The organism is Candidatus Accumulibacter sp. ACC003 (assembly GCF_907163085.1).
GTDB lineage: Bacteria > Pseudomonadota > Gammaproteobacteria > Burkholderiales > Rhodocyclaceae > Accumulibacter.
Map to the genome: position 1 here is coordinate 178,202 of NZ_CAJQTX010000011.1, position 24,542 is coordinate 202,743.

Sequence of the window (24,542 nt, forward strand, 5' to 3'; positions counted from 1 at the left end):
AGCGCGGCGCCAGTCAGGGATCAGGCGCTGCCGTTCAGCCTGGCGACGATGATCCCGGTCAAGCCGAGAAAGCCGACCAGTTGCACGAAAAAGAAAGCGAATCGGATCGATGTCACGGCGTTGCTCTGGGCAAAACATACATGCACCAGCGACTGCAGCATGCGGGCCACAAGAATCGCCACGGCAAGCGTATCGACCAGCGCACCGGTGACCTTGCCGATGTGCAGCGCGATCACAATGGCGGCAAAAACCGGAAGATTCTCGATGCAGTTTGCGTGCGCTCGCAGCGCGCGTTTGTAGCGGTCTGCGCCTTCGGGCTGATCAGCCCGGAAGCTGGCTATCGGCACACCTCGCGTCAGAATCAGGCTCCAGCGGTAGACGCCAACCGTCGCCACCAACAACAACACGGTCCAGGCCGCAAATCCCAGCAACATCCAGACGGGTACGGGCATTGTCGTCACCTCTCAGTGCTTCGGCTGGTCAGCTTGGAGAGCCGCATCGCGGCGCCTTGCAGCCCATCCCGATAGATCATTGGTCGTCCGAACAGGCCCCGGCGAATCTCCCGGGCGCTGCGCAGCTCCTCGTGCTCGGCCGCGCGGCCTGCAATCGTCTTGGCTCGCATGGCGTTGCTCGTGTTCAGCGTGTGTTCAGCGTTCATCCGGGCTGGATGACTTCAGGCGGCTGCCGGTTTGACACCGTAGCCGATCAGGAACTCGCCCGGAATGGCGTAGGCATTGCCGATTCTGCAGGGTTCAACAGCTTGCAGATACGCCGCACGTACGGCAGTTCGCGTCGCTTCATCGAAGTGCGAGTAGGCGAGCGCGACCGGTCCGCCGAGGAAGGCCGCATCGCAGGCGTCGGCCGCGCTGTCATAACGCAGAGTGACCGCCATACGCTCCGTCGCGACGCCGCTCAGGCCGGCGCTATCGAGAGCCTGGTGCAGCGTATCGCCGGTGCCGGTGCGAAAGAACAGCGGGCAAACCTCGGATTCGACGCGGGCGTCGACGATCGGGAATATTGCCGCCCACGCGCAGCGACTGCGCTGCCCCCAGACCGATACCGCCAGGCGAGCACCCGGCACGAGCTTTGTCGCGATCACGGCGAGCGCGCGCTCCGGGTCGGGCATGTACATCAGCCCGAGGCCGCACAAGGCGACGTCAAAAACGCCTTCGAGATCGGCCAGCGCCTCGGCGTCGTCGCGTTCGAAGCGACAGTTGTCGAGGCCGAGAGCCGAAGCGGCGGCACGCGCCGCGTCGACCATCTTCCCCGAGAGATCGATGCCGACCACCGATCCTTCCTTGCCGACGGTGGTTGCCGCCGCAATCGCCAGGACGCCGGTGCCGCAGGCGACGTCAAGAACGCTTTCTCCTGGCCCGATGGCGGCGCGCTCGAGGACGCTTTGCGTCGCCGGCAGGAGTTGCTTCAGCCACAGCTGGTCATAGAAATCGACGGCGCGGTCCCAGCCGTAGCGCTGGATGCGTCTTTGCAGTCGCGCGTCCATCACGCGGCCGCTGTTCTGATGACGCGCATTTCGCGGCTCAGGCTCTGTGGTTTCGTGAACAGCTGCAAGTCCGGGCTACGCTCGTCGGCCTCGTCGAGGACGCGCTGCAGTTCGCTGTCGGACGCGTCACTGTCGAAGGTCACCAGGTAGGCGAGCGAGCGGTAGTTGGGCACTTCAGCCTGGCCGCAGAACAGGCCGCGAAGGTCGGCTTCGGCGCGCAGCTCGACCTCGACGCCGCGAATCGCGACGCCGAGGTAGGCCGCCCGCATCGCATAGCCGATCGCCAGGCAGGTGCTGAGCGCCGCCCGCGCCAGGGTGCTCGGCGTCGCTCCAGTAGCGCTGCCGCCAATGGCCTCCGGCATGTCGGCGACGAAGCGCCACTGGTCTTCGCTGAATTCACAGCGCATGCCGTCGCGGACGCTCGCCCGCGCAATCGTGCGCCTCTGCGCCGCTTCCGGACGCTGCAAAAAAATATGCTCGGCGCGTTGCAGCGCGGCTTGCATGGTCTGCTGCTTCATCTGCTTTCTCCTTACGGCCTCTAGATCGTCCGGCGAGCGTTTGCTGTCGGTCTGCGGCTCGTAAGGAGTTTCATGCACGGGCGTCAATCGAGCGTCAATCCAGCGTCAATCCAGCGTCAAGCGCTGGGCAATTTTCTAAAAGCCGGCAGACGCGCCGAGACGGTCGAGGGCGCTGCCGACAAAGCGCCGCATTTCCGCTAGCGTCAGCTGCGGGCGAAGGCGCGTCGCGTCGGCGAGCGCCTTGCGCGCCTCGCCATCGCGCTCGAGCTTCGCCAGGACCATCGCCAGGACAATTCGCGCCGGATAGAACTTTGCATCCGACCGGCAAGCTCCCTGCGCCGCATCGAGCGCTTCGTCGAGCCGGTTCAGGCGCACCAGGCCACTGGCCAGCGCCGTCAGCCAGACCGAACGGCGGTAGTCGGTCGGGCTGGTGCGCAGGCCGCGGCGCAGCGCCTCGACGGCCGCCGCGAACTGCATCTGCAGCAAGCGCGTGGCGCCGAGCGCCGCCCAGGCTTGCGCATTGTTTGGATTCTCCTCGATCGCCCGCTCGAGCAGCGGCACCGCGCGCGCCGGATCGCCGAGGTGGGCAATCGCGCAAGCGGCCATGCCGAGGACTTCGGAGCGGCTTGGTGCCAGCTCCAGCGCCTTTTCGGCGTCGGCGCGCGCCTCGTCCCGGGCCGGGTCGCGGTGCAGCAGCCCCCAGTCCTGGGCAAAGGCGATGATCATCGCCTTGTGCGCGTACGCCAGCGCGAGGTCGGGATCGAGCGCGATGGCTTCGCGATAGCGCTGCACGGCGGTGGCCACGGCGGTTTCGGACCAGCCGGCCGAAAACAGCGCGCTGGCGGCCTGGTGCGTCTTGTGCCAGGCATCGTGCCGGTCGTCGTGCGCATCGCCGGCGGTGGCCTCGGCGACGCTCAGTTGCTGTTCGATCCTGGCCGCGCTGCCGGCAACGAAGTCGTCGACCGCGGCCTTGCCGCCGCGCAACAGATCTTGTTGCAGGCTCCACAGGTACTGGGCCTTTTCGCCGTCGACGATCTGCAGGGCGATGCGCAGGCAGCCGCTTTCGGGCTGACGCAGGCTGCCGGTGACCAGATAAGTGGCGCCCAGGACGCGCGCGAGCTGCCTCAAATCGTCGGGATTCGGCTGCATCGCGGCAAGGACCGCGGGCTGTACGACGACCCGGAAGCCGGGTGCGTGCGCGAGCTGTCGGCTGATCTCATCGGCGATCGAGGTCGCCAGCGAGTCGATTTCAGGCGCGCGCGCGACGTTGGCGAAGGGCACGACGGCGACGACGGGCCGTCCGCCTCCTTCGCTTCTGCGCGGCGTGCCGCTTGCCGCTCGCAGCGAATCGTGGAGCGCCCGCGTCGCCGCGTCGGGTTCGACCTGGAGCTCCTTCAGGAGCAGTTCTCGGCACAGCTGATACTGCTGCAGCGCATCGCTGCGCCGGCCGAGGGTGTCGAGTGAGCGCATCAAGGCGCGGTGCGCACCTTCGTTCAGGGCGTCGCCGGCCAGTATGAGCTGCAGCAGCTGCACGGCGGCTTGATGCTCTGCACGCCCGGCGTGGAATGCGGCCAGCTGCAACATTATTGTCACTGCCGCTTTCGCCAGCCGCGTGCGCTCGGCGCTTAGCCACTCAGCGAACGCTTCCTCTTTGCTCGCCAGCCCGTCGAGAAAATCGCCGCCGTGGAGAGTCAGCGCACGCGCCAGTTCAGCGGCCTCGGTGTTCGCGGCGAGCGCGGCAAATTCGCTCACGTCGGACGTGCAAGCGTCGCTATCCAGACACAAGGTCTCACTGCTGGCCTCGACAATGGCGGCCTCACGCCGCAAGGCCGTAAGTACCTGCCGTAGGCTGTGGCGGGCGCGCTCGTCGGCAAGATCGCCCCAGAGCAGCCCGGCGATGCGCTCGCGCGTGACCGCGGCGGGGCTGTGCACGGCGAGAACGGCGAGCATGGCCTGCGTCTTGCGCGACGCGACGGCCACTTCGCGGCCGTTCTCGTCGTCGAGGCGGAAGCGGCCGAGCAGCGTCAGACGGAATTGCGGCATGGCTTTGGCTGACCTTCGCGATGGCATGGGAGTCTTGCAATGATAGGACAAGGCCCGGCGTCAGCAGGAAATCCACTCGCCCGCTGGTGTTGACCTGCCGGCTGATCAAGCTAAGGCAGTAGCCACGGTATCAGAACGGGTAGCAGCAGTGCCGTGGTCAGGCCATTGAGACCCATCGCCAGCGCGGCAAAAGCGCCCATTTGTTCGCTCTCCTCGAAAGCGCGTGCTGTCCCGATTCCGTGCGCAGCGATGCCCAGCGCGAAGCCGCGCACGACGTCGTCTTCGATGTGCAGGGCGCGATAGACGTAGCGCGCGCCAATGGCACCGACAACGCCGGTGCAGATCACCAGCACCGCGGTTAGCGACGGTAGACCACCGATCCGTTCGGCGATGCCCATGGCGATCGGCGTGGTGACCGACTTCGGCGCCATCGACAGCAGCGTCGCCCTGCTGGCACCAAGAACGCCGCCAATCGCCACGGCCGACAGCGCGGCGGTCAGCGAGCCGACGAGCAGTGCGCCGAGCAGCGGCACAGCCAGGCGCTTCAGGCGCTCGAACTGGGCATAGAGCGGAATCGCCAGCGCGACGGTCGCCGGTCCGAGCAGGAAGTGCACGAACTGCGCGCCGTCGAAGTAGGTGGCGTACGGTGTGTCGGTAAGCCACAGCAGCCCGACCAGCGCGGCGACGGCGAGCAACACCGGATTGGCCAGCGGATGCCCACGACAGCGCCGGTTTACGTAAACCGCGCCCTGGTAGGCGAGCAGCGTGAGCGTTAGTCCGAGCAGTGGCGACGCGGACAGGTAGACCCAGATTTCGTCGAAGCGCGCGTTCATGGCCTCACGGCGGGTCGCTCCGGACGTCCCGCCGTCGGGCCAGAAAGCGCAAGGCCAGGGCGGTCACGGCGATGGTCAGCAGGGTACTGCCGAACAAGGAAAGCGCGAGCGCCAGCCACTCGTCGGACAGCCGCTGAAAGTGCAGCATGACGCCGGTGCCGGCGGGAATGAAGAGCAGCGAGAGGTGCTGCAAAAGCCCCTGCGCGGTCTGGCGCAAGTTGGCTGTGGGGCCGCCGCGCGCAGCCAGGGCAGCGAACAGCAGCGCCATGCCGATCACCGGACCCGGAATCGGCAAGGCCAGCGTCTTGGCGATGACCTCGCCGAGCAGCTGAAAAAGCAGGAGCAGGGTAATGGCAGCGATCATTCGTCGACTCGCGATCCTGGCCTGGAGGTGAACTGGCGGCCAGTATAGCCGATGCTCAAGAAAAGCGATTCTGTCTGCCGTAGCGGCAAGCGGCAAAGCCGCGTCTGCGACGCCCCCATCGCCCCATCGTCGCTGGCGAGCATCGAGGAAACGGCCCAGCGATGTCACCGCGCAAGCTGGAATGCTCGCCGCCAGGGGCGGAAAACGGTCATGCCCGGGAGGGCAGGGGTCTTGCTGAAGCATGTACGCCTGACCACAGCAGTCACTCGCCATCGTCCTCGCGATCGGATTTCAGTGTTTCCCGCAGGCTGTCGAGATCCTGGCGGTTATGCCGTAGAAAGAAGACGAAGCCCCATACGATGGCCACGGCGATAATTGTCAGCAGTGCCATGGCACGCCAATCGGCGCTGGCCAGTGCTTCCAAAGTCATTGATTGCTCCTCGCTGCCTACCGTGAAAGGCGCCTTTGCGACTGACGAATTATCTTCGTTTTTGCCGATGCGCGAGCCGCATCGGCGCCAGGTCGCCTGCCCTGCGGTCCGAAATCGTCGCCGTCTGCTGAGTGCGGCGAGCATCTGCGACGGCCGGGCGTTGCCCCGGTGCTGGCCTTGATATGGCAAACGAGAAGAAAATCAATTATGCTGGTCTCTCGAAAACGGCCCCTGGCTCGCCAAGATCTTCGCGCTGACGATCGCTTTGACCGTTTCCATCACCCCGACCACTCTTCCGCATGCGGGAGAGGCGAATTGTCAATCGCGGAAGCGATTTTCACGATAAACATGACTAGAGATGGAGTTCCAAGGATGACTAACAAAGGGCAACTATTACAAGACCCGTTCCTCAATACGCTGCGGCGCGAACGCGTTCCGGTTTCGATCTATCTGGTCAACGGTATCAAGCTCCAGGGTCAGGTGGAATCGTTCGATCAGTACGTTGTTTTGCTCAAGAATACCGTTACCCAGATGGTCTATAAGCACGCGATTTCAACGGTGGTGCCGTCGCGTCCAATTACGATTCAGCAGGATGCCAACAGCGAGGCCTGATCCGTCGCCCCACCGTTTTTGCTGCGCCAGCCAGCAGGTATTGCGGAGCGCTTTCGCCCAGCGCTGCCTTGAGCGGCTCTTACGGCGCACGCTGGCGTCAACTCTTCCAGGATCATCACTATGCATGAGCGGCCATCGGCCGACGAGCGGGCGATCATCGTCCAGCTCGACTTTGGGCGTGACGACCTCACCGAACAGCTTGAAGAGGTTCGTCTGCTGACTCGATCGGCGGGCGCAGCGGTGTGTGCCGTGGTCCATGGACGCCGCCACAGCCCCGACGCGGCGACCTATGCCGGCAAAGGCAAGGTCCAGGAGGTGGCTGCCGAAGTGCTGGCCCACGAAGCCACTCTGGTGATCTTCAATCACGAACTCAGTCCCGGCCAGGAGCGCAATCTGGAGCGTGTGCTGCAGTGTCGCGTGATCGACCGGACCAGCCTGATCCTCGACATCTTTGCGCAGCGCGCGCAGAGTTCGGAAGGCAAGCTGCAGGTCGAACTGGCTCAACTCGAACACTTGGCGACGCGACTGGTGCGCGGCTGGACGCACCTCGAAAGGCAGAAAGGTGGTATTGGTCTGCGTGGTCCGGGCGAAACGCAGCTCGAAACCGACCGTCGCTTGCTGGGGATCCGCGTCAAGCTGCTCAAGGAACGGCTGCTGCGCGTCGAGCGTCAACGCGGTGTTCAGCGGCAGGCACGCGGGCGCGGCGACTTGCTGAACGTCTCGCTGGTCGGCTATACCAACGCCGGCAAGTCGACCCTGTTCAATGCCCTGACGCATGCCGGCGTCTTCGCTGCCGACCAGTTGTTTGCGACGCTCGATACCACGACGCGCAAGCTGTGGTTGCCCGAGGCCGGTCATATCGTGCTTTCCGATACCGTCGGCTTCATCCGCGATCTGCCGCACACGCTGGTCGCCGCTTTCCATGCGACGCTTGAAGCGACGGCCGAGGCCGACCTCTTGCTGCACGTCGTCGACTCGGCCAGCCCGGCGCGCGACGAGCAGGTGGCCGACGTCAACAAGGTGCTGACCGAGATCGGCGCTGCCGCCGTGCCGCAGTTGCTGGTTCTCAACAAGCTCGATCTGAGCGGCCTGCCGCCGACCGTCGAGCGGGACGAATATGGTACAATCCTGCGGGTTCGCGTCAGCGCCCGATGTGGCGACGGTCTGTCTCTGCTGCGCGAGGCGCTGGCCGAAATGGCCATGGCGAAGGCCCAGAACAAGCGCCATTGGGCGCTTCGTGCTGACGCATTACAGGATATTGATATGCTTTCTGATTCAGATGGTTGTGCATGATGGCGAGCCTTGGAGTACTTATGTCGTTGAATGATCCGCAGTGGGGGAATCGCGGCAATGAGGGTGGCGGTGGACGGCGCCCCAATCAGGGGCCACCAGACCTCGAGCAGTTGTGGCGTGACCTCAACCGCCGCTTGTCGGGGATCTTCGACAAGAAGCGCGGTGGCGGCAACGGCAGTGGCGATGGTGGTGACGAGCGCCCGCCGGTGCAATTCAGTCCGAAGTTTCTCGGTGGCGGCATCGGCCTACTGCTGGTTCTGGTGGTGATCGTCTGGCTGGCCAGCGGTTTCTACATTGTGGACGCCGGGCAAAGGGGTCTGGTGCTGCAGTTCGGCCGCTACAAGGAGAGCTCTGATCCGGGACTGCGTTGGCGACTGCCTTATCCGATCCAGTCGCACGAGCTGGTCAATATTTCCGGCGTCCGCACTCTCGAGGTTGGTTACCGCGGCAGCGAGCGGAACAAGGTTCTCAAGGAAGCGCTGATGCTCACCGATGATGAAAACATCATCAATATTCAGTTTGCCGTGCAATACATCCTCAAGGACCCGGTCGACTACGTCTTCGCCAACCGGGATCCCGACGAGGCGGTGATGCAGATTGCCGAAACCGCCATCCGTCAGATCGTCGGCAAGAACAAGATGGACTTCGTCCTCTACGAAGGTCGTGAGCAGGTCGCCGTCAATGCTTCGCAGCTGATGCAGGAGATTCTCGATCGCTACAAGACCGGCATTCTGATCTCCAAGGTGACGATGCAGAATGCGCAGCCGCCGGAGCAGGTTCAGGCCGCGTTCGACGACGCGGTCAAGGCATCGCAGGACCGCGCGCGTCAGAAGAACGAAGGTCAGGCCTACGCCAATGACGTCATCCCGAGGGCGCAAGGTACGGCGGCGCGCCTGAACGAGGAAGCGCAGGGTTACAAGCAGCGGGTGATTGCCACCGCCGAGGGTGATGCCAGCCGCTTCTCGCAGATCAATACCGAATACGCCAAGGCGCCGGAAGTAACGCGTACGCGGATGTACCTGGACACCATGCAGCAGGTCTATTCGAATACCAGCAAGGTGATGGTTGATACCAAAGGGCAGGGTAATCTGCTCTACCTGCCGCTCGACAAGCTGATCCAGGCTGCTGGCGCAGTCGCTGCGTCGCCTGGTGGCGCCAGCGGCAGCCCGGAGATGGCGGCGGCTGGTCGCTCGTCGCCGCCGATTTCCAACGAGGTGCCGCCGCAACTGAACGAATCGCGTTCGCGCGACACCTTGCGGCAGCGTGATCGGGAGGCCCGCTGATGAAAGCCGGCATGAATATCCTGGCGGCGCTTTTCGTGACCGTCCTGGTGGTCCTCGGGGCGACCATTTTCACCGTCGATCAGCGGCAGCACGCGCTCGTCTTCCAGCTTGGTGAGGTGCGGCGCGTGATCGAGGAGCCGGGACTGTATTTCAAGTGGCCGATGATCCAGAACGTGCGCTATTTCGACAAGCGTATCCTCACCCTCGACGCCGCCGAGCCCGAACGCTTCATTACCTCCGAAAAGACCAACGTCCTGGTGGACTCGTTCACCAAGTGGCGGATCGTCGATCCCAAGCTCTACTACGTCTCGGTTGCCGGTGATGAATCACGCGCCAAGACGCGTCTCTCGCAGACCGTCAATGCCGGCCTGCGTGAGGAGTTCGGCAAGCGGACCGTGCATGACGTCGTGTCGGGTGAGCGCGACCAGCTGATGGAGTTGATGCGCGAAAAGGCCGACCTGGATGCGCGCAAGATTGGCGTGCAGATCGTCGACGTGCGCGTCAAGCGTGTCGAGCTGCCCACTGACGTCAGCGAATCGGTGTATCGCCGGATGGATGCTGAACGCAAGCGCGTCGCCAACGAGCTGCGTTCGCAGGGTGCTGCCGAAGCCGAGAAGATTCGCGCCGACGCGGACAAGCAGCGTGAGGTGATCGTTGCCGAGGCGTATCGTGACGCGCAGAAGATGAAGGGCGAGGGCGACGCCAAAGCGGCCGCCACCTACGCCCAGGCCTTCGAAAAGAATCCCGAGTTCTACGCCTTCTATCGCAGCCTCGAAGCCTACCGCAACAGCTTCAGCGGCAAGAACGACGTGATCGTTGTCGAACCCAGTTCGGACTTCTTCAAGTACATGAAGAGCGGCGGCCGAGGCGGCGAAAAAGCCCCGAAGTGATTGGCCGGCTGTGACCGACAATCTGTTGCTGGCCTTGGCTCTGATGCTGGTGCTTGAAGGGCTGATGCCGTTCATGGCGCCGAACGCCTGGCGTGAAACATTCCGTCGCCTGATTCGCTTGTCGGACGGGCAGATCCGCTTTGTCGGCCTGACTTCGATGCTGATCGGTCTGGTCCTGTTGATGGTTTTCAGATGAACTGGCTACTTCCCGAACATATCGCCGATGCCCTGCCGGCAGAAGCGGCCCAGATCGAACGGCTGCGCCGTAGTCTGCTCGATCTCTTCCGCGTGCATGGCTACGAGTTGGTGATGCCGCCGCTGCTCGAACACCTCGACTCCCTGCTGACCGGGTCGGGACAGGATCTCAAGCTGCGCACCTTCAAACTCGTCGATCAGCTGTCCGGACGGACGCTCGGCCTGCGTGCCGATATGACGCCGCAAGTCGCCCGCATCGACGCGCACCTGCTCAACCGCCAGGGAGTGACGCGGCTGTGCTACTGCGACAGCGTGTTGCACACCCTGCCGGCGTCGCTGGCGGCGACTCGTGAACCGATTCAGTTGGGCGCCGAAGTCTACGGGCATGCGGGTCTGGCGGCTGATCGCGAGGTGATCCGTTTGATGGCCGATTCCCTGGCGATTGCCGGCGCTGCGGCGGCGCGTATCGACCTCGGTCATGTCGGCGTGTTCCGCGCGCTGGCCGATGCGGCTGGCCTTGACCGTGAATCCGAGGAAGCGCTGTTGCAGCTGCTGCGAGCCAAGGACGTGCCCAGCCTGCGTGAGCGCTGCAGCGCTGTGGACGAGCCCTTTCGCGCCGCACTGCTCGCCTTGCCCGATCTCTACGGTGGCGTGGAAGTGCTCGCCGCGGCGGCCAGAGTGCTGCCCGAACTGCCGGCGATCAGGGCTGCGCTGGCCAGCTTGCGCGCCTTGCACGAATCGCTGCCCGATTTGCCGCTGTCATTCGACCTGGCCGATCTGCGTGGCTACCACTATCACAACGGCGTTGTTTTTGCGGCCTATCACGCGGCTTTCTCGAGCGCTGTCGCGCTTGGCGGGCGTTATGACGGCGTTGGCAAGGCCTTTGGCCGCGCCAGACCGGCCACCGGTTTTTCGATGGATTTGCGTGAGCTGGCACGGCTGGCGGTGCGCGCGGCACCGACCGGAGCGATCCTGGCGCCGTACGCGGCCGCCAATCCGGGCTTGGCGATGGCGATAGCCGCCCTGCGCGCGCAGGGCGAAATTGTCGTCGAACTCCTGCCGGGAGAGGATCGTAGTGATGGTCCGTGGTGCGACCGCCGCCTGCTCGAAGGCGACGGACAATGGCTAATCGAGGCAATCAACAGGAACGGATGACAGGAATGGCCAAGAACGTCGTAGTGGTCGGCACCCAATGGGGCGACGAGGGCAAGGGCAAGATCGTGGACTGGCTCACCGATCACGCCAAGGGTGTCGTGCGCTTTCAGGGCGGCCATAATGCAGGTCACACGCTGGTCGTCGGCGAGAAGGTCTACAAGCTCAATCTGGTGCCCTCGGGGATCGTTCGTGAGGGCGTCGAGTGCTTCATCGGTAACGGCGTGGTGCTCGATATTCACCACCTGATCAGCGAAATCCGGGTGCTTGAGTCGGGCGGCATTGACGTGCGTTCGCGTTTAAAGATCAGTCCGGGCTGTCCGCTGATCCTCGGCTACCACGTCGCCCTTGATCACGCGCGTGAGGCGGCGAAGTGCGCCGATCTGCGCATCGGCACCACCGGCAAAGGCATTGGCCCGGCTTACGAAGATAAAGTGGCTCGCCGTGCGCTACGGGTCTACGACCTTTGTTATCCGGCGCGTTTTGCCGAGAGACTGCGGGAAAACCTCGACTACCACAACTTTGTGCTGACCCGTCATCTCGGCGCCGCGGCAGTCGACTTCGAAGCCGTTCTGGCGCAGGCGATGGCCGACGCCGAGGAAGTCAAGCCGCTGGTGAGCGACGTTTCGGCCGCCCTGCATGCGCTCAACAAGGCCGGGCACAACCTGCTATTCGAAGGCGCACAGGGCGCGCTGCTCGACATCGATCACGGCACCTACCCATTTGTCACATCGTCGAACTGCGTTGCCGGCCAGGCAGCGGCGGGTTCCGGGGTTGGGCCGGGCATGCTGCATTATGTTCTTGGAATCACCAAGGCGTATTGCACGCGCGTCGGTGGTGGCCCCTTCCCGAGTGAACTGGATATCGAAAGAGAGGGCCTGCCGGGTTATCAGATGTCGCAAAAAGGGCGTGAATTCGGCACCGTCACCGGCCGCAAGCGCCGCTGTGGCTGGCTCGACATCGCCGCCCTCAGGCGGTCGATCCAGATCAACGGGGTGACCGGCCTGTGCATCACCAAGCTTGACGTCCTCGACGGCCTGCTCGAGCTGAAAATCTGCACCGGCTATCGACTCGACGGCAAGACCATCGACCTGTTGCCGATGGGCGCCGACGAGGTGGCCGCTTGCGAGCCGCTACTCGAGACCTTGCCTGGCTGGTCGACGTCGACCGTTGGCGCCAGTACCATCGACGCCTTGCCGGCCGCCGCGCGCAGCTATCTGGATCAAATCGAAGAGCTGTGCGGCGTGCCGATCGACATCGTGTCGACCGGTCCGGAACGTGCCGAGACCATTGTCCGTCGCCATCCGCTGGCTTGAGCGCCGCTCCCCCGGTTACCCTGCCGCCCGCTCGCCGCAGCGAACGTCGGCGCTGCCGCAGCCGGTAGAGGCTGCGCTGTGCGGTGCGGTGCCGCCGGCGACCTCTGGATAGCTTGTCGTTCCTTGATATGATGCCGCCGGTGCTGGCAATCGACGGAGGCAGGCATGGGAATTATCGCCTGGTTCAAGAACCGCCCGGCGCAGTTCGATAGCGATCGGTTGTCCGGCGCGATGCTGCGCGCGGCGACCGAAAAGGCGATCATGCTGACCAACCCACGGCTGAATGTACTGCCGTCGTGTCATGCCCGCCTGGCTCCGGTGGTAGGCACGGCGATCGCCTTCCTGCAGGAGATGGTCGAGACGCTGCCCGGTGCCAGACCCCTGGCGACGGCGATCTGGTCTTCCGATCGCGCTCTGCGGGCATTTTTTGTCGCCGCCGCGGATATTCCGACAGCGCTCAGCCGCGCTGAAAATCTGCGCATACTGTTCGAAAAATATCCCGCAGTTGACGAGGCCTGGCTGCTCCTCGGCATGGCCTTCCGCGAGCAGCAGTCCCTCGGCACGGCGTTGCACGGGGCGATCGTTCGTCGCGATGTCGTGCAAACCAGCGTCAGCTTTTCAGACCACCGGGCACACATCTGCGGGCGCGACGAGGCCGAACTGCGCCGCCTCATCGGTGTGCAGGCCTTCGAGTATCTGCTGGCGCAGGCCTTGGCAGAAATTGGCGAGGACCGGGTCAAAAGACAGGAGCTGGAGGGCAATCGCGCCTTGATCCGGGCCCGCCTGCGTTTACTTCGTCAGCAGGGTTCAGGTCTGGGCGGGATGTTTGGCGCCGCTCCAGCGGCCGCTTCGAACGCTTCCGAGCAGGAGCAGTTGGCAGCGATGCTGCGCGAAAACGAGCAGCAACTGGAAGCCGTCGGTGACAGCATGTCGGCGCTGGAAATGGAGCTGGCGTGCTTGCAGGAAGTGCTCGCCAACCCGCAGCGCTATTTGCGGGTCGAGCAGAAAAGTGTGCGCCTGAATACGATGAACGTGCTGATCGACGAAGCGAGCACCGAGCACGCCGCCGACATCGATTTCTGTCTGGCCGATCTGCGCGGCGAGTCGCCGCGGCAGAGGGCGTTCGTGCTGCTCCGTTGCGCGCGCGCCGAAGCGCCTGCACGGTTAATCAATTTCGACGCGGCGGCGCGTTCCCTGTAAACTCCGGGCGGCGCATCGCTGCCAGCGCGGCCTATTCCATGCTCCAGGCCGCGGACCAGGATGCGCACTGAACGCTGCCATCGGCAGTCACCCATCAGCCACTCATGGATGTGTGTTCACATGTCCGTCAGACGTCCAGGAGAATCAAGCATGAATCGAGAAGAACTTCGTGACCAGTTGCTTGCGCCGGTTCTGCAGTGCACCCGGCTCGGGCGGCAGACCAGCCAGTTGATGGTCGCCTCGAGCGAGGTTATCAGTCAGCGCAGCAGCCGCTTGCTGCGCGCCGGGCCGACGACCGGCCAGGCGGTCTGCGCCGAAGTCGCGCTAATGGTCCAGGAGAAGGTCGAGGTGCCGCTGGAGTCGGCGATCGCGATGGCGTCAGCGATGATTCCAGCTGCGCAGCGTTTCTGGACGCACGCCGCCGAATCGACACTGGCGTGCGGTAGCGACAGCGTGTCGCTGCTTGGCAGCCGTAGCGCCGATGACTTCCGGGCGCGCCAGGGAGCGTTGGCGACGACGCTGATCAACGCCACGCTCGGCTGGTTTCAGCTGTGGGGCGTCGCCGCCGATGTCGCGAGTCAAGGACTGCAGCCGATACTTCGCCAGGTGAACGCCAACGCCGCGCGTCTGGCAAAGCCCGCGGCGAGGAACTGACCGAACGCTTGGTCGCGCCGCATTCGCCAGCGGCGATCGCGAATCACGGCCGACAGCCACGCCTGTCGCGCCGTCTGCCGAGGCCACGGCGTGGCAAGTGTTTGTCGACAAAGTTGATCGCCGCGGGCGTGTGCCAGACGGTGAAGGCAGGTCTCGTGCCTGACCCTACGGGTCGATCGCTGCACACGTTCTGGCTGGCAGCTCCTGCTCGCCAGGCAGCGCGGACCTTTCGCTGAGTTGAGGAGCCGTGCGGCAGGCGTTCGGGTCGCGCGCTCAGTGGACCGCGGTGCGCGCCAACCGTCGAAGATAACTTGCTGGATCTTGTTCTCGGCAGCGTTGCCGCCAGAACGTCCGAGAATCACCGACTTGCCGGGCCCGGCGATGGCCTTGCCGTGCTAGAATTGCGGGCTTGATCAAGACGATGACATCGCTCCGGAAGTCACGTCGCCAGCGGGAAAAATGATGGAAGCCTTCGCCAAAGAAACCCTGCCCATCAGCCTCGAAGACGAGATGCGTCGATCGTATCTCGATTACGCGATGAGCGTGATCGTCGGACGCGCCCTGCCGGACGCTCGCGATGGTCTCAAGCCGGTGCATCGTCGTGTTCTGTTCGCCATGCACGAGCTCTCGAACGACTGGAACAAGCCTTACAAGAAGTCGGCGCGGATTGTCGGTGACGTCATCGGTAAATACCATCCGCACGGCGATATCGCGGTCTACGACACCATCGTGCGTATGGCGCAGAGTTTCTCGCTGCGCTACATGTTGGTCGATGGGCAGGGCAACTTCGGTTCGGTCGACGGCGACAATGCGGCGGCGATGCGCTACACCGAAGTGCGCATGGCGCGTATCGGTCACGAGTTGCTGGCCGACCTCGACAAGGAGACCGTTGACTTCGGACCCAACTACGACGGTTCGGAGGAAGAGCCTCTGGTGATGCCGGCGCGGATTCCGAACTTGCTGATCAACGGCTCGTCGGGGATCGCCGTCGGTATGGCGACCAATATTCCGCCGCACAACCTCAGCGAAGTCGTCGATGCCTGCCTGGCCTTACTGCGTAACCCGGCGGCGACGATCGACGAACTGATTGAGCTGGTGCCGGGCCCCGACTTTCCGACGGCCGGCATCGTCTACGGTATCGCCGGTGTGCACGAGGGCTATCGGACCGGCCGCGGCCGCGTTCTGATGCGCGGCCGGACGCATTTCGAGGACCTCGATCGGGGTCATCGGCAGGCGATCATCATCGACGAGCTGCCGTACCAGGTGAACAAGCGGACGCTGCTCGAAAAGGTCGGCGAACTGGTCAACGACAAGCGCATCGACGGCATTTCGGATCTGCGCGACGAGTCCGACAAGTCGGGCATGCGCGTGGTGATCGAGCTCAAGCGTGGCGAAGTCGCCGAAGTGGTGCTCAACTGTTTGTACAAGCAGACGCAGCTGCAGGACACCTTCGGGATGAACATGGTGGCGCTGGTCGACGGCCAGCCGCGCTTGCTCAACCTCAAGCAGATGCTCGAGTGTTTCCTCTGGCACCGGCGCGAAGTGCTCACCCGGCGTACGGTTTTTGAATTGCGCAAGGCTCGCGAGCGCGCGCACATTCAGGAAGGCCTGGCGGTGGCGCTCGACAACGTCGACGAGATCATCGCCCTGATCAAGGCGTCGCCGACGCCGGCCGATGCGCGCCGCGGGCTGATGGCCAGATTGTGGACCTCGCCGACGGTCGCCGAGATGCTGCAGCGCGCCAAGCTCGATGCCACGCGTCCCGCCGGTCTCGATCTCGAATACGGTCTGTCGGCGAGCGGTTATCTGCTGTCGGAGGCGCAGGCGCAAGCGATCCTGGAACTGCGCCTGCAGCGCCTGACTGGTCTCGAGCGCGACAAGATCGTTGCCGATTACGGCGAACTGCTGGCGCGGATCACCGACCTGATGGACATCCTGGCGCGCCCCGAGCGGATTACCGAGATGATCGTCGACGAGCTGACCGGTATCCGTGCGCAGTTCGGCGACAAGCGCCGCTCGGAGATCGTCGTCAGCACGCAAGACCTGAGCATCGCCGATTTCATCACGCCGGTCGACATGGTGGTGACGCTCTCGCACACCGGCTACATCAAATCGCAGCCGCTCGCCGACTACCGCGCGCAGCGACGCGGCGGCCGTGGCAAGCAGGCCGCCGCGATGAAGACCGACGATTTCGTCGATCACCTGTTTGTCGCCAATACCCACGACTTCATCCTCTGCTTCACCAGTCGCGGTCGGGTCTATTGGCTCAAGGTCTATGAAGTGCCGCAAGGAACGCGCACCAGCCGCGGCAAGCCGGTGGTCAACGTCTTCCCCTTCGAGGAGGGCGAGAAGATCAGTGCCATTCTGCCGGTCAAGCATTTTGCCGAGGACCGCTACGTCTTCATGGGAACGGCGCAAGGGACGGTGAAAAAGACGCCGCTGTCGGATTTCGCGAACCCGCGCAAGAGCGGCATCATCGCCGTCGCGCTCGACGACGACGATTTCCTGATCGGTGCCGAAATCACCAATGGCGGCCAGGACGTGATCCTCGTCTCGGACGCCGGCAAGGCGGTCTGGTTCGACGAGGAAGACGTCCGGCCGATGGGCCGCACGGCACGTGGCGTGCGCGGCATGCGCTTGGCCGATGAGCAACGCGTGTTGTCGCTGCTGATCGCCGATAACGACCAGCAAACCGTTCTGGTGGCGACCGAAAACGGTTTCGGCAAGCGTACCGCTCTGGCTGACTTCCGGCATTCGGGGCGTGGTACGCAGGGCGTCAAGGCGATTGCCGCCAGCGAACGCAACGGCAAGGTCGTCGCCGCACGGCTGGTTTGCGACGACGACGAGATTATGTTGATCACCACCGGTGGGGTGCTGATCCGCACCCGCGTCCGCGAGATTCGTGAGTTGGGGCGGGCGACCCAGGGCGTTACCTTGATCGCGCTCGACGCTGGCGAGAAGCTTGCCGGCCTGGAGAAGGTCGTCGAGAGCGAAGACGATTCCGAACTGCCCGAAGTGCCCGAAGTGCCCGAAGTGCCCGAAGTTGGCGAGCTGGCCGAGGCGGGCGAGGCGGGCGAAGCCGCCGAAGCGGATCAACAAGCGGCTCCGCCAGAGGTCGACGAGCCGGCCGCCGATCCGGATCAGGAGTAAAGCGCATGCTTTGCATCGTGCGCCTCGCCGGCGCGCTGCTGCCGGGCGTCGGCGGCGCAGGCAAATCGCCGGCGCCGCGCTGCCGAGCGCTGGCAGCCGCCGTTCGATGAACGACGACCTGCAGAGCGAGCTGGGTCTTGTCCGCGAGCAGATCGACCGGCTCGACGGGCAATTGCTGGAACTGCTCAACCAGCGCGCGCGCTTTGCCCAGCAGGTCGGCGAGATCAAGTCGCGGCACGGTGAAGCGGGTTTCATTTATCGACCCGAGCGCGAAGCGCAGGTGCTGCACCGCATCCAGCAGATGAACCCGGGGCCGCTGTCGGGCGAGACCGTCACCTGGTTTTTCCGCGAGGTGATGTCGGCGTGCCTGTCGCTCGAGCAGCCGCTGGGCGTCGCTTTTCTCGGCCCACTGGGGACCTTTTCAGAGGGCGCCGCGACCAAGCACTTTGGCCACGCGGCGCGCCTGCTGCCGCAGACCTCGATTGACGATGTCTTCCGCGAGGTCGAGGCTCTGCATGCCGACTATGCGGTGGTGCCGATCGAGAACTCGACCGAGGGCGCCATCGGCCGGACGCTCGATCTGTTGTTGACGACGCCGCTGAAGATTTGCGGTGAAGTGGTGTTGCGCATCCACCAGCATCTGCTGTCGAACGAGACTTCGTTGAGCGCCGTTAGCAAGGTCTATTCGCACGCCCAGTCGCTGGCACAGTGCCACGAGTGGCTGAACCGCTCGCTGCCGCAAGCGCAGCGCATTTCGGTCGGCAGCAATGCGCAGGCCGCGCAACTGGCGGCCGCCGAGCCGGGCGCGGCGGCGCTCGCCGGACAGGCCGCTGCCGACCGCTATCAGCTGCCGCAACTGGCGAGCAACGTCGAGGACGAGCCGAACAACACCACTCGCTTCGTCGTCCTCGGCCATCAGGAGGCTGGGCCTTCGGGGCGTGACCGGACGTCCCTGATCATGTCGGCGCACAACCAGACCGGCGCGCTGAGCAAACTGCTGGCGCCGTTTTCGGACGCTGGTGTGTCGATGACCCGGCTCGAGTCGCGACCGGCGCGGCATACCTTGTGGGCCTACGTTTTCTTCGTCGATCTGGAAGGCCACCGTGACGAGCCGGCGGTTCGAGCGGCGCTGGCCGAACTGGCGCGGCGTGCGCCCTACCTGAAGATTCTCGGCTCCTACCCGATGGCCGCCTACTAGGCCAATTGACTTCTTTGCGAGGAACGCCGATGGCGCCGCACACGCAGTCCTTACCGTACATCCGGGCCATTTCGCCCTACCAGCCCGGCAAACCGATTACGCAGCTGGCGCGCGAGCTGGGTTTTGCCGTAGACCAGATCGTCAAGCTGGCGTCCAACGAAAATCCTCTGGGAATGAGTCCGAAGGCGCGGGCGGCAGTGATCGAGGCGATGGCGACGCTGTCGCGTTACCCGGATGATTTCGAGCTCAAGCACGCGCTGGCCGAGCGTAGCGGCCTGGGGGTCGAGCGCATCGTTCTCGGCAATGGCTCGAACGACGTGCTTGACCTGGTGGCGCGCGTTTTTCTCGCGCCGGGTCGCTCGGCGGTCTATTCCGAATACGCTTTTGCCGTCTATCCGCTGGCGACCCTGTCGGCTGGCGCCGAGCCGATCGCCGCGGCCGCCAGTGACTTCTCGCATGACCTCGAGGCGATGCGGGCGGCGATCCGGCCCGATACCCGGCTGTTGTGGATAGCCAATCCGAACAACCCGACGGGCACCTTGCTGGCGTATCCACAGCTCAAGCTCTTCCTGCAAGCGCTGCCGCCGGACGTGGTGGCCGTCCTCGACGAAGCCTACAACGAATACCTGCCGCCGGCCGAGCGCGTAGACACTACCGCCTGGCTGGCCGAAATGCCGAACCTGGTGATCACCCGCACCTTTTCGAAGATCTACGGTATGGCCGGTCTGCGCATCGGTTATGCGCTGACTTCGGCGGCGATCGCCGACCTGATGAATCGTGTTCGACAGCCATTCAACTGCAACAACCTGGCGCTGGCCGGCGCCGTCGCGGCTCTCGACGATCACCCGTTCGTCGCTGCCAGCTACGCGCTCAATCGCGCCGGCATGGAGCAGATCGTCGGCGGACTCAAGCGGCTGGGCTATGGCCACATTCCATCGCACGGCAATTTCGTCACCTTCCGGCTGGCCGACGCGGCGGCGGTGAACCAGCGGCTGCTCAAGCATGGGGTGATCGTCCGGCCGATCGCCGGCTACGGGATGCCCGATTGGTTGCGCGTGACGATTGGTACCGAAAACGAAAATAGCCGCTTCCTGGCGGCGCTGGAGGCGTCAGCATGATCAACTACGGCAGTGATTGGCGGTCATGAGCGCGACCGCTGCTTTCGACAAGGTCGTCGTTTTTGGCGTCGGCCTGATTGGTGGTTCATTCGCACTGGCGCTCAAAGCCGCGGGGCAGGTGGGCGAGGTCGTCGGTTTCGGGCGCAGCCTGGGTTCGCTGACGCAGGCGCTCGAACTGGGAATTGTCGACCGCGTCGGTTTCAATATCGGCCAGGAGGTGTCGTCTGCCGACCTGGTGCTGATCGCCACACCGGTCGGGACGACGCCGGAAATCATGGCGCGCATTGCCCCCTGCCTGGGGCCGCAGACGGTCGTCACCGACGCCGGCAGTACCAAGGAGGACGTGGTCGCTGCGGCGCGCGCGAATTTCGGCGAGCGCCTGGGCCAGTTTGTCCCGGCGCATCCGATCGCCGGCGCCGAAAACAGTGGCGCGCTGGCGGCGCGTGCCGATCTCTATTGCCACAAGCACGTGGTACTGACGCCGCTGCCGGAAAGCACGCCGGCGAGCATCGCTCGCGTGCGCGCGGCGTGGGAGTGTTGCGGTGGCCTGATCAGGGAGTTGACGCCGGCCGAGCACGACCGGGTTTTCGCGGCGGTCAGCCATCTACCGCACCTGCTGTCATTTGCCCTGGTACACGAGTTGGCGCGGCGTGATAACCGCGATTTGCTGTTTGCTTTCGCCGCCAGCGGCTTTCGCGACTTCACCCGGATTGCCGCCAGCCACCCGGAGATGTGGCGCGACATCTGCCTGGCCAATCGCACGGCCTTGCTCGACGAACTCGACCGCTACCGGGCGCAGCTCGACGACTTGCGGGCAGCCCTGCACGACAACAACGGCGCTCGCCTGCACGAGACCTTCGACGTGGCGCGGACAGCGCGGCGGGCGTGGGTCGAGAACAAAACGAAGGACTGACCGTGGACTTTCTTGACCTGCCGCAGCTCGTCACGGCCGGCGGCAGCGTTCGCCTGCCCGGCTCGAAGAGTATCTCCAACCGCGTACTGCTGCTGGCGGCGCTCGCCGAGGGCGAAACCGAGGTTCGCCAGTTGCTGCACTCCGACGACACGGCGCGCATGCTCGAGACGCTGCGGACACTCGGCGTGCGCATCGCAACGGTGGCCGAAAACACGCTTCGCGTCAGCGGTGTCGCCGGCGTTTTCCCGGTGCGCCGGGCCGACCTCTTTCTCGGCAACGCCGGTACGGCTTTGCGGCCGCTGACCGCGGTCCTGGCGCTGGCTGGCGGCGATTACCGACTCGCCGGTGTCGCGCGCATGCACGAGCGACCGATCGCCGACCTGGTCGATGGCTTGCGGCAGCTGGGCGCCGAGATCAGCTACCTCGAGGAGCAGGGCTTTCCGCCCTTGGCGATTGCGCCGCCGCGGGCACCTGCGACGCCGCGTTCGTTGGCGCTGGATCAGGCCGCGGCCGAGGTCGTGACGCTGCGCGGCGACGTCTCGAGCCAGTTTCTCAGCGGTCTGCTGATGGCCTTGCCACTGCGTGCTGTGGCGACGACGGTGGAAGTCGTTGGTGAGCTGATTTCTCGACCCTACGTCGATCTCACGTTGGCGACCATGGCACGTTTTGGTGTCTCGGTACGGCGTGACGGCAGCCAGCGCTTCACGGTTGCCGCTGACAGTGCCTACCATTCGCCGGGCGTCGTCGAGGTCGAGGGTGACGCCTCGTCGGCGTCGTACTTCCTGGCCCTCGGGGCGATTGGCGGTGGCCCGGTGCGCGTTGCCGGCGTCGGTCGCGATTCGCTCCAGGGCGACGTGCGTTTTGCCGACGCGCTGGCGGCGATGGGCGCGACGATTACTTTTGGTGCCGACTGCATCGAAGCGTCGGCGCCGGCGACGGGCAAGCTGCGCGGCATCGAGCTCGACTGCAATCACATTCCGGATTCGGCGATGACGCTGGCCATCGTCGCGCTGTTTGCCGAAGGGCCGAGCACCTTGCGCAACATCGCCAGTTGGCGAGTCAAGGAAACCGATCGCATCGCGGCGATGGCCACCGAATTGCGCAAGCTGGGGGCGACGGTCGACGCCGGCGACGACTTCATCCGCGTTTGGCCGCCGCTCAAGGGCCAGGGTCTGCGGCCGGCGGTCATCGACACCTACGATGACCACCGCATGGCGATGTGTTTTTCGTTGGCGGCGCTGGCGACGCCACTGCGGATCAACAACCCGCAGACCGTCGCCAAGACCTTCCCGGATTATTTTGCGTGCTTCGCCAAGCTCACACAGCCGGTACCCGTGGTCGCCATCGACGGCACCTCGGCTTCGGGCAAAGGGACGGTCGCCGCGCGGGTCGCCGCGGCGCTCGGCTGGCATTACCTCGACTCTGGCGCGCTCTATCGGCTGACCGCGCTGGCCGCTCGCCGGGCTGGGGTCGACTGGCACGACGAGGCCGGCGTGGCGGCGATTGCCGCTGCACTCGACGCCAGTTTCGCTGGCGGCGCGATGACCCTGTCGGGCGACGATGTCGGTGACGCCATCCGCAGCGAGGAGATCTCGGCGGGCGCTTCTCTGGTGGCGGCAATTCCCGCCGTGCGGGCAGCGCTGTTGTTCAGGCAGCGGGCGTTTCGCCGACATCCCGGACTGGTGGCCGACGGGCGCGACATGGGCGCGGTGGTGTTCCCTGATTCGCTGACCAAGGTCTTCCTCACCGCGGCTGTCGAGGTGCGCGCGGAGAGACGTCATAAGCAGTTGATCGAAAAAGGAATCGCTGCTAATATTGCAGCCCTCTTGCGAGATTTGCGCGAACGTGACGAACGCGATAGTCAACGTAGCGTCGCGCCGATGCAGCAGAGTGCGGATGCTGAATTGCTCGACACGACAAACCTGACCATCGCCAGTGCGGTGGGGCAGGTGCTGGACTGGGTCAACAAGGTCTCCGAACAAGGGTGAAACGGCGCTTGCCGTTGGCCCAAGGTGTTACCAGTTCCACGCGTCGTTCCGTCTGCCCAGCGGTAAGTTCGCCTCAGGGTGTGATGGTGTCGTGTCCTCGCTGCCGGTTCTGCTGAGGCGTCGGTAGCGGTTGGGGCTGGTGATGATTTTCAACTCACCCCGCAGCTCTGCGGTTAGGTAACTCAATCCATATGTCAGACAATCCCACAATGCAAGAAAGCTTTGCCGATCTTTTCGAAGAAAGCCTCGGACGCCAGGAAATGCGCCCAGGCGAGGTCATCACCGCCGAAGTGGTGCGCATCGACCAGAATTTTGTCGTGGTCAATGCCGGCCTCAAGTCCGAGAGCTATATTGACCTCGAAGAATTCCTGAGCGATCAGGGTGAATTGGAAGTCGGTGTCGGTGACTTCGTCCAGGTGGCCATCGAGCAGCTGGAGAACGGCTTCGGTGAAACGCGCCTGTCACGTGACCGGGCCAAACGCGTCGCCGCGTGGAATGCGCTGGAGCTGGCGCTGAACGACGGTAGCCTGGTCGCCGGTACGATCACCGGCAAGGTCAAGGGCGGTTTGACGGTGATGACCAACGGCGTTCGCGCCTTCCTGCCGGGTTCGCTGGTCGATATGCGGCCGGTCAAGGACACCACGCCGTACGAAGGCAAGACCTACGAGTTCAAGGTCATCAAGCTCGACCGCAAGCGTAATAACGTCGTGGTTTCGCGCCGCGCCGTTCTCGAAGCGAGCGTCGGTGAAGAGCGTGATGCACTGCTGGCAGCGCTCAAGGAAGGCAGCATCGTCAAGGGTGTGGTCAAGAACATCACCGATTACGGCGCTTTCGTCGATCTCGGCGGCATCGATGGCCTGCTGCATATTACGGACCTGGCATGGCGCCGCGTTCGTCATCCCTCCGAAGTCCTCGCGGTCGGCGACGAGCTGCAGGCCAAGATCCTCAAGTTCGATCAGGAAAAGAACCGTGTTTCGCTGGGTCTCAAGCAACTTGGCGAAGATCCGTGGGTGGGTATCTCCCGCCGCTATCCGTCGTCTACCCGCCTCTTCGGCAAAGTCACCAATCTCACCGATTACGGCGCCTTTGTCGAGATCGAGCAGGGTATCGAAGGTCTGGTGCACGTCTCCGAGATGGACTGGACAAACAAGAACGTGCATCCGTCCAAAGTCGTCCAGCTGGGTGACGAAGTCGAAGTGATGATCCTCGAAATCGATGAAGATCGGCGTCGTATTTCCCTGGGTATGAAGCAGTGCGCTGCCAACCCGTGGGACGACTTCTCGATGAATTACAAGAAGGGTGATCGCGTCCGCGGCGCGATCAAGTCGATCACCGACTTTGGTGTATTCATCGGCTTGCCAGGCGGCATTGACGGGCTGGTCCATCTGTCCGACCTGTCGTGGTCGCTTCCCGGCGAAGAAGCAATTCGCAACTTCAAGAAGGGCGACGAGGTGGATGCGGTGGTGCTGGCCATCGATACCGACAAGGAGCGAATTTCGCTGGGTATCAAGCAGCTCGACGGCGATCCCTACACCAGCTATATCGCGACCCACGAGAAGAGCAGCGTCGTCCGCGGGGTGGTCAAGTCGGTTGATGCGCGTGGCGCAGTGGTGATGCTCGATGGCGACATGGAGGGCTACCTGCGTGCTTCGGAAGTGTCGCGTGACCGGATTGACGATCTGACCAAGGTGTACAAGGAAGGCGATACGCTCGAAGCGATGATTATCAACGTCGATCGCAAGACTCGTTCGATCAGCTTGTCGATCAAAGCCAAGGATCAGGCCGAGCAGAACGAGGCGATGCAGAAGTTCTCTGCCGATAACAGCGCCAGTTCGGGCACCACCAACCTTGGTGCTTTGCTCAAAGCCAAGCTGAACAATCCCCAGTAGGG

At 64.2% G+C, this 24,542-nt stretch carries 23 protein-coding genes; 15 read left to right on the forward strand and 8 right to left on the reverse strand.

Features of this window, described 5'->3' with window-relative positions:
- Window positions 1-20: 20 nt before the first annotated feature.
- From QZ656_RS22705 to QZ656_RS22740, 8 genes are all read right to left on the reverse strand, one after another.
- Window positions 21-452 (reverse strand): MAPEG family protein, encoded by a 432-nt coding sequence (locus QZ656_RS22705; protein WP_291995518.1) that lies wholly within the window; start codon window positions 450-452, stop codon window positions 21-23.
- Between the two features lie 5 nt (window positions 453-457).
- Window positions 458-658, reverse strand: coding sequence for a hypothetical protein (locus QZ656_RS22710; RefSeq protein ID WP_291995519.1), 201 nt, complete (start codon window positions 656-658; stop codon window positions 458-460).
- Window positions 659-673: 15 nt separating this feature from the next.
- Entirely contained in the window at window positions 674-1,501 is an 828-nt protein-coding gene (locus QZ656_RS22715) for a methyltransferase domain-containing protein (protein ID WP_291995666.1), read from the reverse strand.
- The gene (locus QZ656_RS22720) at window positions 1,501-2,019 is read right to left on the reverse strand and encodes an OsmC family protein (protein WP_291995520.1); all 519 of its coding nucleotides are present in this window, start codon (window positions 2,017-2,019) and stop codon (window positions 1,501-1,503) included. The genes QZ656_RS22715 and QZ656_RS22720 overlap by 1 nt, the downstream gene beginning before the upstream one ends.
- A gap of 135 nt (window positions 2,020-2,154) precedes the next feature.
- A complete protein-coding gene (locus QZ656_RS22725; RefSeq protein ID WP_291995521.1) occupies window positions 2,155-4,062 on the reverse strand; it encodes a BTAD domain-containing putative transcriptional regulator in 1,908 nt (635 codons plus the stop codon).
- Window positions 4,063-4,172: 110 nt separating this feature from the next.
- Entirely contained in the window at window positions 4,173-4,895 is a 723-nt protein-coding gene (locus tag QZ656_RS22730; RefSeq protein WP_291995522.1) for an LrgB family protein, read from the reverse strand.
- Between the two features lie 4 nt (window positions 4,896-4,899).
- Window positions 4,900-5,259, reverse strand: a complete 360-nt coding sequence (locus QZ656_RS22735) for a CidA/LrgA family protein (RefSeq protein WP_291995523.1) — start codon at window positions 5,257-5,259, stop codon at window positions 4,900-4,902.
- A 262-nt stretch (window positions 5,260-5,521) separates the two neighbouring features.
- Window positions 5,522-5,689 (reverse strand): hypothetical protein, encoded by a 168-nt coding sequence (locus tag QZ656_RS22740; RefSeq protein WP_291995524.1) that lies wholly within the window; start codon window positions 5,687-5,689, stop codon window positions 5,522-5,524.
- A 372-nt stretch (window positions 5,690-6,061) separates the two neighbouring features.
- Between QZ656_RS22740 and hfq the strand changes: the two genes are divergently transcribed.
- From hfq to rpsA, 15 genes are all read left to right on the forward strand, one after another.
- On the forward strand, window positions 6,062-6,301 hold the full coding sequence (gene hfq, locus QZ656_RS22745) for an RNA chaperone Hfq (protein ID WP_291995525.1): 240 nt from the start codon (window positions 6,062-6,064) through the stop codon (window positions 6,299-6,301).
- 120 nt (window positions 6,302-6,421) lie between these two features.
- Window positions 6,422-7,594, forward strand: coding sequence for a GTPase HflX (hflX, locus tag QZ656_RS22750; protein ID WP_291995526.1), 1,173 nt, complete (start codon window positions 6,422-6,424; stop codon window positions 7,592-7,594).
- 20 nt (window positions 7,595-7,614) lie between these two features.
- Complete coding sequence (hflK, locus tag QZ656_RS22755; RefSeq protein WP_291995527.1) at window positions 7,615-8,877, forward strand: FtsH protease activity modulator HflK; 1,263 nt, start codon at window positions 7,615-7,617, stop codon at window positions 8,875-8,877.
- Window positions 8,877-9,767: a protease modulator HflC gene (hflC, locus tag QZ656_RS22760; RefSeq protein ID WP_291995528.1), complete on the forward strand. Its 891-nt coding sequence runs from the start codon at window positions 8,877-8,879 to the stop codon at window positions 9,765-9,767. Before hflK ends, hflC begins: the two co-directional genes overlap by 1 nt.
- A 10-nt stretch (window positions 9,768-9,777) precedes the next feature.
- Window positions 9,778-9,963, forward strand: coding sequence for a DUF2065 domain-containing protein (locus QZ656_RS22765; protein ID WP_291995529.1), 186 nt, complete (start codon window positions 9,778-9,780; stop codon window positions 9,961-9,963).
- Entirely contained in the window at window positions 9,960-11,117 is a 1,158-nt protein-coding gene (locus QZ656_RS22770) for an ATP phosphoribosyltransferase regulatory subunit (RefSeq protein WP_291995530.1), read from the forward strand. The genes QZ656_RS22765 and QZ656_RS22770 overlap by 4 nt, the downstream gene beginning before the upstream one ends.
- 5 nt (window positions 11,118-11,122) lie before the next feature.
- Window positions 11,123-12,430: an adenylosuccinate synthase gene (locus QZ656_RS22775; protein WP_291995531.1), complete on the forward strand. Its 1,308-nt coding sequence runs from the start codon at window positions 11,123-11,125 to the stop codon at window positions 12,428-12,430.
- 165 nt (window positions 12,431-12,595) lie between these two features.
- Window positions 12,596-13,630, forward strand: coding sequence for a hypothetical protein (locus QZ656_RS22780; RefSeq protein ID WP_291995532.1), 1,035 nt, complete (start codon window positions 12,596-12,598; stop codon window positions 13,628-13,630).
- A gap of 150 nt (window positions 13,631-13,780) precedes the next feature.
- Window positions 13,781-14,284 carry a hypothetical protein gene (locus tag QZ656_RS22785; protein ID WP_291995533.1) on the forward strand — a complete coding sequence of 168 codons (504 nt, stop codon included), beginning with the start codon at window positions 13,781-13,783 and terminating at the stop codon, window positions 14,282-14,284.
- A 462-nt stretch (window positions 14,285-14,746) separates the two neighbouring features.
- Entirely contained in the window at window positions 14,747-17,434 is a 2,688-nt protein-coding gene (gene gyrA, locus QZ656_RS22790) for a DNA gyrase subunit A (RefSeq protein WP_291995534.1), read from the forward strand.
- A gap of 106 nt (window positions 17,435-17,540) precedes the next feature.
- Window positions 17,541-18,632 carry a prephenate dehydratase gene (pheA, locus tag QZ656_RS22795; RefSeq protein ID WP_291995535.1) on the forward strand — a complete coding sequence of 364 codons (1,092 nt, stop codon included), beginning with the start codon at window positions 17,541-17,543 and terminating at the stop codon, window positions 18,630-18,632.
- Between the two features lie 29 nt (window positions 18,633-18,661).
- A complete protein-coding gene (hisC, locus tag QZ656_RS22800; protein WP_291995536.1) occupies window positions 18,662-19,750 on the forward strand; it encodes a histidinol-phosphate transaminase in 1,089 nt (362 codons plus the stop codon).
- Window positions 19,751-19,775: 25 nt separating this feature from the next.
- Entirely contained in the window at window positions 19,776-20,663 is an 888-nt protein-coding gene (locus QZ656_RS22805) for a prephenate dehydrogenase/arogenate dehydrogenase family protein (RefSeq protein ID WP_291995537.1), read from the forward strand.
- A gap of 2 nt (window positions 20,664-20,665) precedes the next feature.
- Complete coding sequence (locus QZ656_RS22810; RefSeq protein WP_291995538.1) at window positions 20,666-22,651, forward strand: bifunctional 3-phosphoshikimate 1-carboxyvinyltransferase/cytidylate kinase; 1,986 nt, start codon at window positions 20,666-20,668, stop codon at window positions 22,649-22,651.
- A 191-nt stretch (window positions 22,652-22,842) separates the two neighbouring features.
- On the forward strand, window positions 22,843-24,540 hold the full coding sequence (gene rpsA / locus QZ656_RS22815; protein WP_291995539.1) for a 30S ribosomal protein S1: 1,698 nt from the start codon (window positions 22,843-22,845) through the stop codon (window positions 24,538-24,540).
- Window positions 24,541-24,542 lie beyond the last annotated feature (2 nt).